Consider the following 15,692-nt stretch of genomic DNA (forward strand, 5'->3'; position numbering starts at 1 on the left):
CCCGCGCCGACGCGGTGGCATGAAGACGACCCGCCGACGGGTCGGTAGGGGGTGACAATGGCATTCGCCTGGCGCCGAGCCCGCGTCGGCATGGGCCGATTGATCGCCATCGCCCTGCTCGTGCTCATCGCCACCGCCGGGGTCGGGGTTCTGCAGACGATCACCACGGCTGCCGTCTCGGCAGGATCCGAGCGGATGCTGGAGGACGCGGCTCCCGAGGGTCGCACCATGCGAATCGCCGCGAACGGCGTCGCGGATCTGGGCGACGTCGATCAGCGCGTGCGCATGGCGGTGAACGACGCCTACGGCGCCGCTCCCGTGCGCATCGATCGGCGCGAGAGCGCGGTCGTGACGGATGATCGGGGTCGTGGCTGGGAACTGCTCGCCGATGCGGGGGCACAGGACCGCGCCCGGCTCACTGCGGGGGCCTGGCCAGCGGAGGCGGGCCAGGCCGCTCTCCTGGAGACGTCCGCGCGCGCGACGGGGGTCGCGCTCGGTGACACGATCCGCACCGCGACGGGGGAACTGCAGGTCATCGGAACGTGGCTGCCGCTGGATGACACGGACCCCGCGTGGGCGGGGGATCCGGCCGTGTCCTCGGGCCGCACGGGCAACGCCGCCGGCCCGCTGCTCGTGACGCAGGACGCGCTGCACACCGCGTCCACGTCGGCGCGCGTGGAGTGGGTCATCGCACCGACATCGCTGTCCGCCGCCGGGATCAGCTCCTACCGTTCCGGAACCGCGCTCCTGGAACGGGTGCCGAAGAACGTCGATCCGGACAGTTCCGTCGGGCTTTCAGTGAGCGGTGAGCTGGCGGGCACGCTGGAGCGCATCGATCGAGCGGCGGTGGGAACACGCGCGATCGCTCTGCTGCCACTCGCTGTGGTACTGGTGATCGCCGCTGTGGTTCTCGGCTTCCTCGTCCTCTCTCTCGCGCAAACCCGCCGCGGCGAGACGGATCTGCTGCGCGCTCGCGGCGCGTCGGCCTTCGCGGTGGCGCGTGACGCGATGGCGGAGATCCTGATCGCCACCAGCCTCGCAGCGGGAGCCGGGGCCGGATTCGTCGCCCTGGCCGCGGCGGGGTGGCAGGTCGCACCCGCGGACGCGATGACGCCCGCGCTGCTGGTCGCGGCTCTGCTCGTCGCGGTCGCGGTCGCGGCCGCCGGATTCGCCGCGACCCGCCGGCCCTTCGCCCGTGAGCGCACCGACTCCGATCGCGCCACCGCCATCGCCCTCGGGACGCCGCTGCTGATCGTCGGGGTGATGGCGGCGGTGTCCTATCTTCAGCTTCAGGCGCGGGGCGGCGTCGTGGCCCCCGACGGCAGCGCAGACCTGTTCGCGCTTCTCGCCCCCGTGCTGCTGCTCATCACCGCGACCCTCCTCATCGTGGCCAGTGCGGGACCTCTCGCATCGCTGGGGGCCCGCGCCGCGCGCACCCGTCGCGGGTTCGTCGCCGCGCTGGTGCTGCGCCGCATCTCGCGCAGCAGCCGCACCCTGACCGCCGCGCTGCTGTGTCTGTCGCTCGCCGCGGGCATCGCGACGATCGGCCTCGTCCTCATCCCCGCGATGGGCGAAGCACAGACCGCGGCGCAGCATCGCAGTCTCGGCGCAGACGTACGAGCGACGTTCCCCGTCCAGCCCGGCAGCGACGCGAGCTCCGCACAGCTCGTCGCCGAGGCGTTCGGAGACGGCGCCTCGGTGGCTCTCAGTGGGCCCGCCACGGTGGGATCGGAAGCTGCAACGGCGCTCGCCGTTCCTCGCTCGGAGGCGGAGGCGCTGGTGGAGCCCGCCGCAGTGGTGGGCCTGGAAGATGCGTCACAGCGACGCATCCCGGTGGTCTTCGGCGGCGTTCTCGCCGAACGGCTCGGCGCGCGCGTGGGCGATCAGATGGACCTCCGTCTGACGGCGCTGTCCAAGACGCTGCCCGTCTCCGTGATCGCCGTCGTTCCTGCGGTCGCGGGTGCGGGTGACCGCGGAGTGCTGATGGATCTCGCGGTGCTTCAGAAGCTCGGCGTCTCGCGTACCGGGGTGGTGCCGCAGCCCACCAGCGTGTGGGTGCGGACGGATGACGCGGACGCCGCGGCAGCCCGGTTGCGGGCGCTGAGTGCCGAGCCCGTCCAGATCCGCACTGCCCTGACCGATTCCGATGCGCCTGTGCGCGCCCCGGTCATGCTCGCGCTGCTCGCCGGAATCGGCCTGGCGGCAGCCATCGCCGTGGCGGGCTTCGCCGCCGTCATGGGTGCCGTCGTGCGGGAGCGGCGCGCCGATGAGCCGGCGCTTCGTTCGCTGGGCATGACAGTGCGGTCGGCCCGCACAGCGGCGCGAGCCGAGACCGTCGTCGTGGCCGGGTTCGCGGTGTTCAGCGGTGCGCTCGCAGGTGCAGCGGTCGCCGCCGCCATCGTGCCGCTGTTGGAAGGTGCACTGTGAGCCATCGTCCCGCCACCGGTGTGCTGCTGGCGCGCACCGCCGTCACCGCTCCGGTGATGTCCACCTTCGTCGTCCTCGTCGTCGCGGTGCTGTCCGTGATCGGTGCCGGGGCGCCCGCGTTCCTCGAGTCCGCTCGCACCGACACGGTCCGCGTCGCGCTGGCGCAGCTGCCGCCATCCAGCCGGGATCTCTCCGGCAGCGGTGCGGGGCTTCCTCGGCTGGGATCCGGCGATCGCGCCACCTGGAGCGCAGCTGCGGCAGACCTGCGAGACCAGGTCGCCGCGCGCATGCCCGAGACGCAGGACGTCCTCGGAGCCGCACGCATGATCGTCCAGGTGACGAGCGGCTGGAGCACTCCCGTGGGGGATCCTCCCGAGCACCAGATCGCCAACGACGTGATGCTGACGCTCGACCCGCAGTGGGCGCAACGCATCGACATCGTCGACGGTCGCGCGCCGGCCGCCCCGGTCGCCGGCGGCGACATCCCGGTGGCGATCTCCGTCGACGCGTCGGAGAAGTTGGAATGGCCCATCGGCGAACGCCGGGATTTCGCGGGCCGGGTGCTGGTGCTGAGCGGAACCTATGAGGTGCAGGACCCCGACGACCCGGACTGGGCGTACTCGCCGTCCTCCGTCGTCAGCGGGCGCGCACCCACCAGCGAAGGCGGCATCGTCACCGTCGCCGCCGCCTATGCGGCAGCCGATTCCCTCGACGAGTTCGATCCCGATTTCGCCGCGACGGCAACCACCATCAGCTGGATCCCCGTGCAGGGCGAGCGGATCACGGCGGATTCTGCGGAGGCGGTCGCCGCAGAGCTGCGCGGAGCATCCACCTCGCGTTTCCGCGTGCCGATGACCTTCTCCGACCTCACGGATCGTGGCTACGTCCTGGCCTCGGCCGCCCCGCCGGTCCTCAGCGCCGCCGCCGCGCGCGGTGGCGCTCTGCTGGCCGTGTTCGCCGTCATCGCGGTCGGCCCGCTCGCGGTCGCTCTTGTCGCGCTCGCCCTCGCCGGTCGCATGCTCGCGCAGCGTCGGGCCGGCATCGTCCGCCTGGTGAGCGCACGCGGCGCCTCGGCGCTGGGCGTGTCCGTGGTTCTGGGCGTGGAAGGGCTCGTCCTCGGGGTGCTGGGAGCGGGGATCGGTGTGACGTGCACCGTTCTGCTGGGCCTCTGGCAGCACCCGGCTTCGTTGATCGCCCCGGTGGTTTTCGCCCTCGTGCCAGCCGCCGTCCTTCCCCTCGCGGCAGCGGTGTCCGCGCGTGCGGAGCTGCGGGCCGCCGCCGGCGGTGCGCCCACGGCGGGACGGGCGCGCCGGCTCATCGTCGAGGCGTTCGTCGTGCTGTGCTGCTCGGCCCTGGTCGTCCTCGTTGCAGGCCGGGGAGGGCAGGTGGCCACCTGGGACCCCCTGCTCACCGTCGTTCCGCTGGCGCTCACCGTGATCGCCGGCATCATCGCATTGCGGCTGGTTCCGCTGTTGCTGACCGCGGCGGAACGCGCCGGCGTGCGTTCGCCGCGGCTCATGCCGCTGCTCGGTCCCGCCCGCTCGGCTCGCGTCCCGGCCGTGCGGTCCGCCTCCGCGCTCGCCTCCATCGTCGGTCTCGCCGTGGCGGTCTTCGCCGTGAGCTTCGCGACGACCGTCGACGGCGGCATCGACGACACGGCTCGCGCGCAGACCGGCGCCGAGCTGCGGGTCCAGACTCCCTACATCGGACCCGAGCGGCTCGCCGCCGCGCGCACCGTGCCGGGGATCGCAGCGCTTGCGCCGGTGTACTCGTCGTCGAAGCTCAGCATCAGCACGGGCGGGCAGAAGGTGGCGGTGCGCATGTTCGTGGTCGACAGCGACGAGCTCGCCGAGGTGAGGGCGGGCGCATCCGGGACTGCGCTGCCCGGGACTCCTGCTGCCGATCACATCCCGATCGTGGTGTCGCAGTCCGCGCGGGCGCGCCTGGGTGACGGGGAGCTGACGGCGAACGGGCACGTCCTGAGCATCGAGGCGGTGGCTCCCGACGACAACCCCTACGGCGGGTACGACGTGTGGATCCTGGTCGATCATGCCGCGATGCGCGATCTCGGCGTCCGTCAGGATGCGCCCGATGTGCTGTTCGTCCGGCTGGATCCGTCCGCGTCGTTGAGCGATGTGGAAGCGGGCTTGACCGGTGCGCTTGCCGCGCCGCAGTTCACGACTCCCGCGGGCGTGATCGCCGAGCGCAGCGCGGATCCGGCGCTGCAGGCGGTGCGCACCGCGCTGACGATCTCACTCACCCTGGTGGCCGCGCTGCTCGGGGTGTGCATCGTCATGATGCTGGTGCTGGGTGCCCCGGCCCGGGCGCGCGTCCTGCGGGTGCTGCGCGCTCTCGGCTCACGCAGCCGCGGATTCGCCCTGGTCGCCTGGGACGTGCTGCCCACCCTGATCGTCACGATCCCGTTCGGCGCGGCCGCCGGGTTCGTCATGTCGGCGGTGGTCATCGCCGCCCTGGATCTGACCGGTTTCGTCGGTGGGTCGGTCCGTCCGACGATCCACGCGGGCGGTCCCTGGCAGATTGTGGTGATCGGGGGATACACCCTCGTGGTGGTGCTCATCGGTCTCGCGGCCGCCGCCCTGGCCGCCGCGCGTGCGGCCCGGTCGTCGGACCAGCGGATGGAAGAGGAAGGATGAGGGCGTGAACACGACCCAGCTCGCGAGCGACGTCGGCACCGGAGGAATCCTGTGCGAGGGCGTCGTGCGCATCTTCACCGCTCAGGGAATCGAGGTGCAGGCGCTGCAAGGGCTGAACCTCACCGTGGACACCGGCGAGATGGTCGCCCTGGTCGGTGCATCGGGCTCGGGCAAGTCCACCCTGCTCGGCATCCTCGCCGGCCTCGATGCCCCCACGGCGGGAGTGGCCCAGGTCGCGGGGCACGATCTCACCACGATGCGGCGCGCCGAGCGGCTGGCCTATCGCCGGCGCAGCGTCGGATTCGTGCGGCAGCAGTCCTCGCGCAACCTGCTGCCGTACCTCACCGCGCGGGAGAACATCGCGATGGCGCACACGGTGGCGCGGGTCGTGCCGAAGCCGCGGCGGGGCGCGCTCAGTGACGAACTGTTCGAGCTGCTGGAGATCGGGGACATCGCCGATCGTCGTCCGGCGCAGCTGTCGGGCGGCCAGCAGCAGCGGGTGGCGATTGCCGTCGCGCTGGCGAATGAACCGCGTGTGCTGCTGGCCGACGAGCCGACGGGGGAACTGGACGAGGCCACCGGCGCCGAGGTACTGGCGGCGATGGAAACGGTGAACGCCGAACGGGGAGTGACCACCTTGATCGTCACGCACGACGCCGCCATCACTCAGCACGTGGGCCGTACCGTGCGGATCCGCGACGGGCGCACATCCACCGAAACGCTGCGCAGCACGCTGACCGGGGCGGACGGCGAGACCACCCGTGTGGCGGAGGAATACGCTGTGATGGATCGCGCCGGACGCCTGCAGCTGCCGCAGGAGTTCGTCTCCGCCCTGCACCTGCGCGACCGCGTGAAGGTGTCTCTGGAACCCGACCACGTGCAGGTGCGACCCTCCGTGCCCCCGACGCGCGCCGCGGCGCCTCCGCCCGGCGACGCACCGGGGACGAGCGCGGCAGCGGCACGGCCTCTCACCCGCGCCGAGGCGCGTGCCGCCCGCGCCGCTGCCGCTGCTGCCGACGCCGAGGGAGGCCGATGATGCCGGACGTACTGAACGCCGTCGAGCTGACGCGCACCTTCCGGACTCCGGCCGGGGAGGTGCACGCCGTGCGCGGGGTGACGATGTCGGTGGCAGCAGGCGAGCTCGTGGTGGTACGCGGGAGATCCGGCGCGGGAAAGACCACGCTGCTGAGCCTGCTCGGCGGGCTGGATAGCCCCACCTCCGGCGCGGTGTTCGTGGACGGTCAGGACCTCGCGGCCCCCGCGACGAACCTGTCCGCTCTGCTGGGCGACCGCGTCGCCTCCATCCTGCAGACCGGCGGACTCATCCCGCAGCTGAGCGCCGCGGAGAACGTCGAAGTGCCGCTGCGCATCCGCCGCACCGCCGTGGCGGAGCGCGATGCCCGCGTGGCTGCCGCGCTGGAGGCCGTGGGGCTCGCCGAGCACAGCCGCCAGCGCCCGAGCGAGCTGTCTGGCGGGCAGCAGCAGCGCGTCGGGATCGCACGCGCTCTCGTGATGTCGCCCGGCATCCTCTTGGCGGACGAGCCCACGGCCCAGCTCGACAGCGAGACAGGCGCGCAGATCATGGCGCTGATCGCCCGTCTCGTGCACACCGAGGGGACCGCAGCGGTGGTGGCGACGCACGATGCGGCCATGGCCGAGCGTGCCGATCGTGTGCTCGAACTGCACGACGGAGCGCTGGTCGTGAGCTGATCGCCACCGGTCAGCGTCGGGGGAGCTTGTGCTCCCGCACGGCATCGTGGCTGGCCACGAGAAGCCGCTCGGCCGTGGCGAAGTTGCGCTGCACCACACGCACCACGAGGAAGTCGACGATCACCATCTGGGCGAGTCTGCTCGACATCGCGGCGGTGCGGAATGCGGCCTCACGGGCAACCGTCGTGAGCACGATGTCGGCGTCGAGCGCGACCGGGGACGACGGATCGTTGGTGATGGCGATCGTGGTGGCACCGCGCTCTCGTGCCAGCGCCAGCACCTGCTGCGTCTCGAGTGTGTATCCGGAGTGCGAGATTCCGAGCACGACGCTGCGCCCATCCGTGCTCGCGACGGAGGTGAGCGCGAGGTGGGTGTCGCTCCAGCAGAAGGTGGGGGTGCCGATGCGGTGCAGCTTGAGCTGCAGGTCCTGTGCGGTGAGGCTGGAGGATCCCACACCGAAGACCTCGACCCGGGTCGTGGCGCCGAGCGCGGCGGCCGCGGCGTCGAGAGCGGCCAGATCCAGAGCGCGGGCGGTGTCCTCGATCGCTCGCACCTCCTGGTAGGCGACCTTCGAGACCAGATCGGCGACGGAGTCCTCCGTGGAGATGTCGGCATCCGCCACCTGGAAGTGCTCGCGTGAGGCCTCCTCACGGCTGTGCGCGGAGGCGAAGGCGAGACGGAAGTCCTTGTACCCGGCGAAACCGGCCGCGCGGCACATGCGTGTGACGGACGCGGTCGAGACTCCGACCGACTCGGCGAGCTCCGTGATGGTCGAGTGCAGCACGAGGCCCGGATCGTGCAGAACGGCGTCGGTGACGAGGCGCTCGGTGCGGCTCATCGATCCGAGCTTCTGCCGCAGGCTCGTGAGCACATCGCTCATGGCCGCTCCTTCGTGCTGTCTGGCGCCACCGGGCCGACGCACCGGTGCACCCTGAGAATACCCGCAGGTGTGGCAAAAATGTTCAAGGCGCGATTGAACTCTGAATATTTTTCACCATACTGGTCTGAGAACATTCTCACGAGTGAGGCACGAAAGCATGAACGCAACTCCCGACGCCGCAGCAGCGCGGCCGCTCCCGCCCACCGAGCAGCGTCTCGCGGCATCGGCCGACCTGGACGCCCTGCCCGCAGCGGAGGTGCTCCGGCTTCTCAACGAGCAGGACCGCGTCGCCGTCGACGCCGTCCAGCGGATCATCCCGCAGCTGGCGGAGCTGGTGGACCTCGCGGCGGACTCGTTCCGCGCCGGAGGCAACGTGCACTACTTCGGTGCGGGAACCTCGGGACGACTCGGCGTGCTGGACGCCGCGGAGCTGCGCCCGACCTTCAACCTCGAGCGCGGCCGTGTCGTGGCGCACATCGCCGGTGGCGAGACCGCGCTCCTCGACGCCGTGGAGAACGCCGAGGACTCGGAGGAAGAGGGCGCCGCCGCCGCCGCAGACCTCCGCCCCGGCGACGTCGCGGTCGGTCTCGCCGCCAGCGGCAACACCCCCTACGTCGGTGGCGCGCTGCGCGCCGCCCGGGCCGCGGGAGCGCACACCGTGCTCATCTCATCGAACCCGCATGCCTCCCTCGCCCCGCTCGCCGACATCGACATCGTGCTGGAGACCGGCGCGGAGGTGCTCACCGGGTCCACCCGTCTGAAGGCCGCCACCGCCGAGAAGCTCGTGCTCAACGGATTCTCCACCGCCCTCATGGTGGCCGTGGGGCGCACCTGGGGCAACCTGATGGTCTCGGTCGTGGCGACCAACGCCAAGCTGCGTGAGCGCACCGTGCGCATCCTGCGGGAGGCCACCGGAATCGAGGACACCGAGGCCCGCGAACGTCTCGAGGAGGCCGGTGGCGACCTGAAGACGGCCATCGTGATGACGGTGGCCTCGGTCACCGCCGCCGAGGCATCGGCTGCCCTCGCGGCAGGAAGCGGATCGGTTCGCGCCGCCCTCACGCATCTCGCGGACTGAGCGGACCCGGAACGGTGACGACGGCTTTCCTCGGCATCGACATCGGCGGTACCGGGTCGCGCTCGCGCCTGGTGTCGGCCGATGGCGTCGTACTCGCCGAGGCCAGCGGCCCACGCGGGGCGGTGACCGCGGGCGGGAGCGCGGGGCCCGATCTCGCTCTCGCGCTGGTCGAGCGTGCGCTGGGTGATGTCGAGACTCAGAGCATCGTGGGCATCGGCATCGGTGCGACCGGGATCGCGACGCTGGTGGCCGACCCGAGCGATCTCGTGCGCCGCGTGCGGGCACAGGTGCCCCGCGCCGCGGTGGCCGTCAGCATCGACGCCGTCACCGGTCACCTGGGTGCCTTGAGCGGTGCCGCCGGCGCCGTCATCGCCGTCGGCACCGGCGCCATCGCCCTCGGAGCCGATTTCCATGGCGTGTGGAATCGTGTGGACGGCTGGGGACACCTCCTCGGCGATCGTGGGTCGGGATCCTGGATCGGAATGCGGGCACTCCAGCTGGCGATGCGCCAGCGCGACGGCGTCTCCGGTGATGCGGATGCCGTCCTCGCCGCCGCGCGCGAGCGCTTCGGGGATCCGATGAGCTGGCCCGGTCAGCTGTACACGCGGGATGACCGTGCGGGCGTGCTCGCCTCCTTCGCAGCCGACATCGCTCAGCTCGACGACCCGCGCGCCCGAGAGATCATCCGGGAGGCCGCGACCGAGGCCGCCCACTCGGCGGTCGCGGCTCTGCCGGGGCTGCCCCCGCGCATCTCGGCGACGGGTGGTCTGCTGCGCTCGGAGGAGTATGCCGCGACCTTCCGCCGCGTCGTGCGCGAGCTGCGACCGGATGCCGAGCTCGTCCCGCCCGCTGGTGGGCCGCTCGAGGGGGCCGTCCAGCTCGCGCGGCTGGTCGTCTCGGCGCCGCCGGCACCCGCTGCCGGGTTCCTCTGGGCCTGACCCGCGTACCCTGGAATCGTGCCCGCCAAGATCATCCTGTACTACGTGTTCGCGCCCATCACCGACCCGGATGCGGTGCGGCTGTGGCAGCGCGACCTCTGCGAGGGGCTCGGGCTCCGCGGTCGCATCCTCATCTCGAAGGACGGGATCAACGGCACGCTCGGTGGGGACATGGCCGCCCTCAAGAAGTACGTCCGCAAGACGAAGGAGTACCGCGCCTTCGCGGACGTCGATGTGAAGTGGTCCAGCGGTACCGGCCTGGACGAAGAGGGCTTCAGCCTGGACTTCCCCCGCCTGAGCGTGCGCGTGCGTGATGAGATCGTCTCCTTCGGCGCGCCCGGTGAGCTGCGCGTGGACGACCGCGGCGTCGTCGGAGGCGGGGTGCACCTGAGCCCCGGAGCCCTGCACGACCTGGTGGCCGACCGGGGCGACGAAGTCGTCTTCTTCGACGGGCGCAACGCCTTCGAAGCCGAGATCGGCCGGTTCCGTGGCGCGATCGTTCCCGACGTGGAGACGACGCATGATTTCATCGCCGAACTCGACTCCGGCAAGTACGACCACCTGAAGGGCCGGCCCGTGGTCACCTACTGCACGGGCGGGATCCGGTGCGAGGTGCTGTCGAGTCTGATGACGGCGCGCGGGTTCGGTGAGGTGTACCAGCTGGACGGCGGGATCGTCCGTTACGGCGAGAGCTTCGGCAGCACCGGGCTGTGGGAGGGATCGCTCTACGTGTTCGACGGCCGTGAATCGGTGCCGGTGGGGCGCGACCCGAAGGTGATCGGACGGTGCGCGCTGTGTCAGACGCCCACCACGCGCATGGTGAACTGCGCCGACGACAGTTGCCGCAATCGCGTGGTGCTGTGCGCCGCCTGCGGGGACGCGGTCGTCTGCGCCCGGCACGCCGAAGCGCCTGCCGCGGCGGCCGTGACAGGATGAGCGCATGACCGATGAGACGTCAGCCGTGCGCGAGGCGCTGGCCAACCTGTTCGAGCACCTGATCCGCGAGGACGACCCGTGGGTGGTCGAGGTGGTGCGCGAGGCCGTTCAGCGGCCGTACGTGCAGGGCACGCGCAACGATGACGGCTCCATCGTCATCGAGGTCTCATCCAACGAGATCAACGACCCCCCGCTGTCGGGCCTGCAGATCGCGGCGCTTCGCGGGTGGGGCTTCAGCGCGGGAAGCGACGACGTCTCGCCCAATCATGCGCGAGTCTTCCCGGAAGGCGCCGATCGTGAGGCCGCCGAGCTGCTGGCCGACGCGCTCGTGACCGTGCTGCGGTTCTCGGGCGATGACGCGGTGCACATCGAGCTGTTCGAGTCCGACCTCACCGAGGTACTGGAGAACAATCCCGACCTCCCTCTCGCTGACCTCTGAACCACCCGCCGAGAAACCCACACACGTCCGGGAAGCCCTGCGTTGCGCAGGGCTTCCCGGGGACGTGTGTGGGCTTCTCACGGGCCGGACCCGTGCGCGCAGCGTCAGCCGCGCGGAGGAGCGTCCGGTGAGGCAGCGGCGGCAGCGGCGCGCTGCTCCGCCTCCAGGCGCTCGGCCTCCTCGCCGCTGATCGCCTCGCCGCGGGCCACGAGTCCCGCCTGGTCGGACAGCGGGATCTGCTTCAGGAACAGGGAGAGCACCAGCGCGATCACCACGAACGGGATCAGGTACCAGAACACCGGCGCCAGCGCGTCCGCGTATGCGGTGACGATGCCATCGCGCACCTCGTCGGGAAGAGTGCTCAGCGTCGCCGGATCGATCGTTGACGCCGCAGCCGACGCGTCATCGGGCGAAGCACCCGCGCCGGCGAAGACGCCCAGCAGGTTCTCCGTGAGGCGAGTGGTGAAGATCGTGCCGAACACGGCCGTACCGAGCGAGGCGCCCACCTCGCGGAAGTAGTTGTTGGTACTGGTGGCCGTGCCGATCTCGCTCGCCGGAACGGCGTTCTGGACGACGAGCACCACCACCTGCATGATCAGGCCGAGACCAGCGCCGAAGACGAAGAGGAACACGCAGATCAGCCAGATGGGCGTCGTCGCGGACAGCGTCGTGAACGCCGCCATGGCCGCACCCGTGATGATCGTGCCGAGGATGGGATAGATCCGGTACTTGCCGGACTTGGAGATCGCGATCCCCGAGAAGATCGAGGTCCCCATGAGACCCACCATCATCGGGATCATGAGCAGGCCGGAGGCTGCGGCTGAGGTGCCGGAGGACATCTGCAGGAAGGTCGGCACGAAGCCGATCGCGGCGAACATCCCGATGCCCAGCACCAGACCGATGGCGGTGGCGTTGATGAAGATCGGGTTGCGGAACAGGCTGAGCGGGATGATCGGATCCGCTGCGCGCGCCTCGGTCAGGACGAATGCCGCCGCCGCGGCGACGAGGCCCGCGCCCCACGCCCACGTGGCAGGGGAGGACCAGCCGAACTCCTTGTCGCCGCCGAAGTCGGTGAAGAAGATGAGGCAGGTGGTCGCGATCGACAGCAGGATCACACCGAGGATGTCGATCGGCTTCTGCGCCTTCTTGCTCGGCAGCTGCAGGGCCACCAGGGCGATGATGAAGGCCGCGATGCCGACGGGGATGTTGATGTAGAACGCCCACTGCCAGGTGAGGTGATCCACGAAGAAGCCGCCCAGCAGGGGCCCTGCTACCGCCGAGAGGCCGAAGACGGCGCCCAGCGGGCCCATGAACTTGCCGCGCTCGTTGGCGGGCACGATGTCGGCGATGATCGCCTGGGAGAGGATCATCAGACCGCCGCCGCCGAGACCCTGGAGCGCACGGAAGACCACGAACGTCCAGAAGTCGCCCGCGAAGGCGCAGCCGACGGAGGCGAGTGTGAACAGGGCGATGGCGATCAAGAAGAGGTTTCGCCGTCCCAGCACATCGCCGAACTTGCCGTAGATGGGCATCACGATGGTGGTGGCCAGCAGGTAGGCGGTGGTGATCCACACCTGGTGGTCCACGCCGCCGAGCTGGCCGACGATGGTCGGCATCGCCGTGGAGACGATGGTCTGATCGAGGCTGGAGAGCAGCATTCCGGCGATCAGCGCGCTGAAGATGATCCAGACGCGGCGCCGGGTGAGCAGGAACGGTGCATCCTGCGTGACGGGTGCGGACATTCAATCGACTTTCTGTGTGGGCACGAGGAGGGAGCGCGCGACCTGGAGGCGCTGGGCAATCAGGTCGCGGAAACTCTCGGGTGAGTCCTGATGGAGGATGCGGTCCATGCATATGCGCACCAGCGCACCGACGGAGTGGACGAGGACCTCGGCGCGGATATCAACGTCGTCGGTGCCGAGCCGCCGAGCGACCAGCTCGCGATCGCGCCGCTCGTTCTCGCCGAGCTGGTCGAACAGGCTCTTCAGCAGACGCGGCTCCTGATCGATGAGCGCGAACAGGGGGCGGGCGTCGTCGATCGGATTGAACACCTCGAAGCGGCGCACGCTGAGCTCGACGAAGTCGTCGACCAGATCGCCGCCGCGGGCGAGGAACTCGGCATCGAGCGCCTCCGTTCGCGGATCGTTCGCGGTGAATCCGAACACCGCGTGCTCCTTGCTGGCGAAGTAGTTGAAGAACGTGCGGCGAGACACCCCGACCTCGGCGCACAGCTCGTCGACGGTGAAGCCCGTGAAGCCGCGCTCCGTGGTGAGGAGTCGCGCCGTCGCGGTGAGTGCGGCGGCCGTCTCGCGGCGTCGGCGCTCCCGCAGTGATTCTGCACTTGTCTCCATGAGATGCAATTCTTGCACTGTAAAGCTGAAAGTGCACTTTGAGCTGTGGTGCGGGAATGCGATCTGTACCCGGGGCGTTGGGGGAGGCATGAGCATCACCCCGGACGCCGTCGATGTGGTCGTGATCGGTGCCGGGCAGGCGGGTCTGTCCGCCGCGCATCATCTTCGCCGACGCGGATTCGTGCCCGCGGGTGAGGGGGGCGAGCACAGCTTCGTGGTGCTGGATGCAGACGAACGGCCGGGTGGTGCGTGGCAGCATCGGTGGGAATCGCTGCGGATGGGAACCGTGAACGGCATCTACGAGCTCCCGGGCTTTCCGGTGCCGCCCGCCGATGCCGGCGTCCCCGCTCGGGACGCGCTGCCGCCATACTTCGCCGCCTATGAGGAGCGCTTCGATCTGCGGGTGCGCCGGCCGGTGCGTGTGCGCTCGGTGAGCCGGGCGGACACCGATCCCCAGGGGCGGCTGATCGTCGACACGGATCGGGGATCGTGGGCGGCGCGATACGTCATCAACGCGACAGGCACCTGGACCCAGCCGTACTGGCCCTACGTTCCCGGGCGCGAGACCTTCCGCGGTCGTCAGCTTCACACCGCGAACTATGTGTCGCGGGAGGAGTTCGCCGGAAAGCGTGTGGTGATCGTCGGCGGCGGCGTCTCGGCGCTTCAGCTGCTCGACGAGATCTCCGACGTCGCCGAGACGTTCTGGGTGACGCGTCGCAGTCCGGACTGGAAACGTGGCGAGTGGACCACCGCATCACGGATCGAGGCGCTGGACGGCGTCGAGCAGCGCGTGCGCGCCGGGCTCCCGCCGGGGAGTGTGATCTCGGTCACGGGCGACATCTGGGCGCCATGGGTGCAACGCGCTCACGACAAGGGCGTGCTGGTGCGACACCCGATGTTCACGCGGGTCGAGGCGGACGGCGTGCGTATGCCGGACGGCACGCTGGAACACGCCGATGTGATCCTGTGGGCGACGGGCTTCCGCCCCGCGATCGCCCACCTGGCACCGCTCGGGCTGCGAACCCCGGAAGGCGGGATCCGTGTGGCGAACGGACGGTCGATCGACGAGCCCCGCCTCTTCCTCATCGGCTATGGGCCCAGCCAGTCGACCATCGGCGCCAACAGGGCCGGACGCGACGCGGTGCGTGCGATCGTGCGGGAACAGGCGGGCGCCCTGGTGGGCTGAGTATCGTTGTGCGTGTGACCAGCATCGATTCACCGCTCGGCATGGTCCTGGTCGACAACGGTGAGAACCCGCCCGCGCCCGGTCTCGACCGAGAGGCCGTCGTGATCGGCCACGTCCACGACGGGGAGTTCCTCATCGTGGAGTTCGTGGCGGATGCGACGACGGCGGTCTTCGATGTCGCAGGCCGCCACACCGTCCCACTGAATCGGGATCGGGCGGCGACCGCCGGCTTCCTGCAGGCATTTGCCGACTACCTGCGCTCGGCAGGGCCGTCGTCCGGCCCCCGGGTGCTGACGGCGGATCAGGCCGCCGAACGCCTCGCCGCGTTCCGGGCCGGGAAGATCGCCCCGCCCCCGCCCCCGACGGCTGCCGCTCTGCCTCACTCCGTACGCGTGAGGAATCTGCTGCGTGCGCTGCGCCGGATCGATACGCAGGCTGCGACGAGCCCCGGCTCCTGGTGGAGCGGGGCGATCGAGCAGGCGAAGGATGATCTGATCTGATCGATGGCACTCGTTGGGTGACTATCGTGGAGTGCGCGTCGAGCGTCGACGCGCCGCGTCGAGCGGTATTCCGTGCCGGTGTGCATCGGGCGAAGCCGGAGGGGGACACATGACCGACCAATGGGAGCACGTGCAGCGGGGCCGGGAGCTGCTGCTCGGTGGCTACCAGGTGCAGTGGACACCCAGCCGGATGACATCCTCGGGCGCGCGGACGATGCCGTACCCCGCATACGACGACGTGCTGATGAAGGCGCTGTGGGCGGCGCAGAGCATCGTCGGCACCGACTACGAGTACCTCGCCTCCTACAAGCGGGTCCGTGAGGTGCCGCTCGGTTCCGTCTCGGGGCCGGAGCTGTCCACCTGGTTCACCTACATCCTGCGGGGAGAGCGGTTCTCCGACGGGCACATCGCACAGTACGTCGAGTCGGGCGAGCTGCTCGTGCTCCTCGAGCGGCTGATCGCGCTGCGGGATTCATTGCCGACGGCGACCGGGGGTGCCGCCGGGGAGGAATGACCGCGTCGGCGCGCCTGAAGCCTGACTGGCCGGTTGCCTCTGAATATGCCCACTGAGCTGGGGAAAACACCGGTCGAAT

14 protein-coding genes are annotated in these 15,692 nt (G+C 70.5%); 11 read left to right on the forward strand and 3 right to left on the reverse strand.

Translation table 11 applies throughout. The features are described 5' to 3' along the window. The first annotated feature begins 57 nt into the window (after positions 1 to 57). From ACIQJ5_RS03005 to ACIQJ5_RS03020, 4 genes are read left to right on the forward strand one after another with little or no spacing between them, the layout of a single operon-like run. Positions 58 to 2,427, forward strand: coding sequence for a hypothetical protein (locus ACIQJ5_RS03005; RefSeq protein ID WP_402840741.1), 2,370 nt, complete (start codon positions 58 to 60; stop codon positions 2,425 to 2,427). Next, positions 2,424 to 5,081 (forward strand): hypothetical protein, encoded by a 2,658-nt coding sequence (locus ACIQJ5_RS03010; protein ID WP_402840744.1) that lies wholly within the window; start codon positions 2,424 to 2,426, stop codon positions 5,079 to 5,081. Before ACIQJ5_RS03005 ends, ACIQJ5_RS03010 begins: the two co-directional genes overlap by 4 nt. Positions 5,082 to 5,085: 4 nt before the next feature. Then, on the forward strand, positions 5,086 to 6,117 hold the full coding sequence (locus ACIQJ5_RS03015; RefSeq protein WP_402840747.1) for an ABC transporter ATP-binding protein: 1,032 nt from the start codon (positions 5,086 to 5,088) through the stop codon (positions 6,115 to 6,117). Beyond that, positions 6,117 to 6,791, forward strand: coding sequence for an ABC transporter ATP-binding protein (locus ACIQJ5_RS03020; protein WP_402840750.1), 675 nt, complete (start codon positions 6,117 to 6,119; stop codon positions 6,789 to 6,791). Before ACIQJ5_RS03015 ends, ACIQJ5_RS03020 begins: the two co-directional genes overlap by 1 nt. Before the next feature lie 10 nt (positions 6,792 to 6,801). Here ACIQJ5_RS03020 and ACIQJ5_RS03025 read toward each other — a convergent pair whose 3' ends face one another. Continuing rightward, positions 6,802 to 7,671 carry a MurR/RpiR family transcriptional regulator gene (locus ACIQJ5_RS03025; protein ID WP_231090508.1) on the reverse strand — a complete coding sequence of 290 codons (870 nt, stop codon included), beginning with the start codon at positions 7,669 to 7,671 and terminating at the stop codon, positions 6,802 to 6,804. A gap of 157 nt (positions 7,672 to 7,828) precedes the next feature. Here ACIQJ5_RS03025 and murQ point away from each other — a divergent pair, with 157 nt between their 5' ends. Genes murQ through ACIQJ5_RS03045 form a run of 4 tightly spaced genes read left to right on the forward strand, consistent with a single transcriptional unit; the run spans position 7,829 to position 11,062 of the window. Beyond that, on the forward strand, positions 7,829 to 8,749 hold the full coding sequence (gene murQ / locus ACIQJ5_RS03030; RefSeq protein WP_231090507.1) for an N-acetylmuramic acid 6-phosphate etherase: 921 nt from the start codon (positions 7,829 to 7,831) through the stop codon (positions 8,747 to 8,749). 14 nt (positions 8,750 to 8,763) lie between these two features. Further along, the gene (locus ACIQJ5_RS03035; RefSeq protein WP_402840754.1) at positions 8,764 to 9,687 is read left to right on the forward strand and encodes an N-acetylglucosamine kinase; all 924 of its coding nucleotides are present in this window, start codon (positions 8,764 to 8,766) and stop codon (positions 9,685 to 9,687) included. 15 nt (positions 9,688 to 9,702) lie between these two features. Continuing rightward, positions 9,703 to 10,623 carry a rhodanese-related sulfurtransferase gene (locus tag ACIQJ5_RS03040; protein WP_231091380.1) on the forward strand — a complete coding sequence of 307 codons (921 nt, stop codon included), beginning with the start codon at positions 9,703 to 9,705 and terminating at the stop codon, positions 10,621 to 10,623. A 4-nt stretch (positions 10,624 to 10,627) separates the two neighbouring features. Continuing rightward, entirely contained in the window at positions 10,628 to 11,062 is a 435-nt protein-coding gene (locus ACIQJ5_RS03045; protein WP_231090505.1) for a TY-Chap domain-containing protein, read from the forward strand. 104 nt (positions 11,063 to 11,166) lie between these two features. On the opposite strand, the gene ACIQJ5_RS03050 is transcribed toward ACIQJ5_RS03045, so the two are convergent. Together ACIQJ5_RS03050 and ACIQJ5_RS03055 are read right to left on the reverse strand one after the other, a co-directional pair. Next, positions 11,167 to 12,804, reverse strand: coding sequence for an MDR family MFS transporter (locus tag ACIQJ5_RS03050; protein WP_402840758.1), 1,638 nt, complete (start codon positions 12,802 to 12,804; stop codon positions 11,167 to 11,169). Continuing rightward, positions 12,805 to 13,413 carry a TetR/AcrR family transcriptional regulator gene (locus tag ACIQJ5_RS03055; RefSeq protein WP_231090503.1) on the reverse strand — a complete coding sequence of 203 codons (609 nt, stop codon included), beginning with the start codon at positions 13,411 to 13,413 and terminating at the stop codon, positions 12,805 to 12,807. It lies immediately after the preceding gene. A gap of 88 nt (positions 13,414 to 13,501) precedes the next feature. Between ACIQJ5_RS03055 and ACIQJ5_RS03060 the strand changes: the two genes are divergently transcribed. From ACIQJ5_RS03060 to ACIQJ5_RS03070, 3 genes are all read left to right on the forward strand, one after another. After that, the gene (locus ACIQJ5_RS03060; RefSeq protein WP_402840761.1) at positions 13,502 to 14,599 is read left to right on the forward strand and encodes an NAD(P)-binding domain-containing protein; all 1,098 of its coding nucleotides are present in this window, start codon (positions 13,502 to 13,504) and stop codon (positions 14,597 to 14,599) included. Positions 14,600 to 14,613: 14 nt separating this feature from the next. Further along, the gene (locus ACIQJ5_RS03065) at positions 14,614 to 15,099 is read left to right on the forward strand and encodes a hypothetical protein (protein ID WP_402840764.1); all 486 of its coding nucleotides are present in this window, start codon (positions 14,614 to 14,616) and stop codon (positions 15,097 to 15,099) included. 109 nt (positions 15,100 to 15,208) lie between these two features. Then, positions 15,209 to 15,613 carry a DUF6508 domain-containing protein gene (locus ACIQJ5_RS03070; RefSeq protein WP_231090500.1) on the forward strand — a complete coding sequence of 135 codons (405 nt, stop codon included), beginning with the start codon at positions 15,209 to 15,211 and terminating at the stop codon, positions 15,611 to 15,613. Positions 15,614 to 15,692 lie beyond the last annotated feature (79 nt).

It is taken from the genome of Microbacterium sp. GXS0129 (assembly GCF_044769785.1).
Taxonomy (GTDB): domain Bacteria; phylum Actinomycetota; class Actinomycetes; order Actinomycetales; family Microbacteriaceae; genus Microbacterium; species Microbacterium nymphoidis.

Bases quoted from the DNA above. Each gene is read 5' to 3' on its own strand.
- ACIQJ5_RS03005 (WP_402840741.1), top strand. From the start codon at position 58: ATGGCATTCGCCTGGCGCCGAGCCCGCGTCGGCATGGGCCGATTGATC.
- ACIQJ5_RS03020 (WP_402840750.1), top strand. From the start codon at position 6,117: ATGCCGGACGTACTGAACGCCGTCGAGCTGACGCGCACCTTCCGGACT.
- ACIQJ5_RS03025 (WP_231090508.1), bottom strand. From the start codon at position 7,671: ATGAGCGATGTGCTCACGAGCCTGCGGCAGAAGCTCGGATCGATGAGC.
- murQ (WP_231090507.1), top strand. From the start codon at position 7,829: ATGAACGCAACTCCCGACGCCGCAGCAGCGCGGCCGCTCCCGCCCACC.
- ACIQJ5_RS03045 (WP_231090505.1), top strand. From the start codon at position 10,628: ATGACCGATGAGACGTCAGCCGTGCGCGAGGCGCTGGCCAACCTGTTC.
- ACIQJ5_RS03050 (WP_402840758.1), bottom strand. From the start codon at position 12,804: ATGTCCGCACCCGTCACGCAGGATGCACCGTTCCTGCTCACCCGGCGC.
- ACIQJ5_RS03055 (WP_231090503.1), bottom strand. From the start codon at position 13,413: ATGGAGACAAGTGCAGAATCACTGCGGGAGCGCCGACGCCGCGAGACG.
- ACIQJ5_RS03060 (WP_402840761.1), top strand. From the start codon at position 13,502: ATGAGCATCACCCCGGACGCCGTCGATGTGGTCGTGATCGGTGCCGGG.
- ACIQJ5_RS03070 (WP_231090500.1), top strand. From the start codon at position 15,209: ATGACCGACCAATGGGAGCACGTGCAGCGGGGCCGGGAGCTGCTGCTC.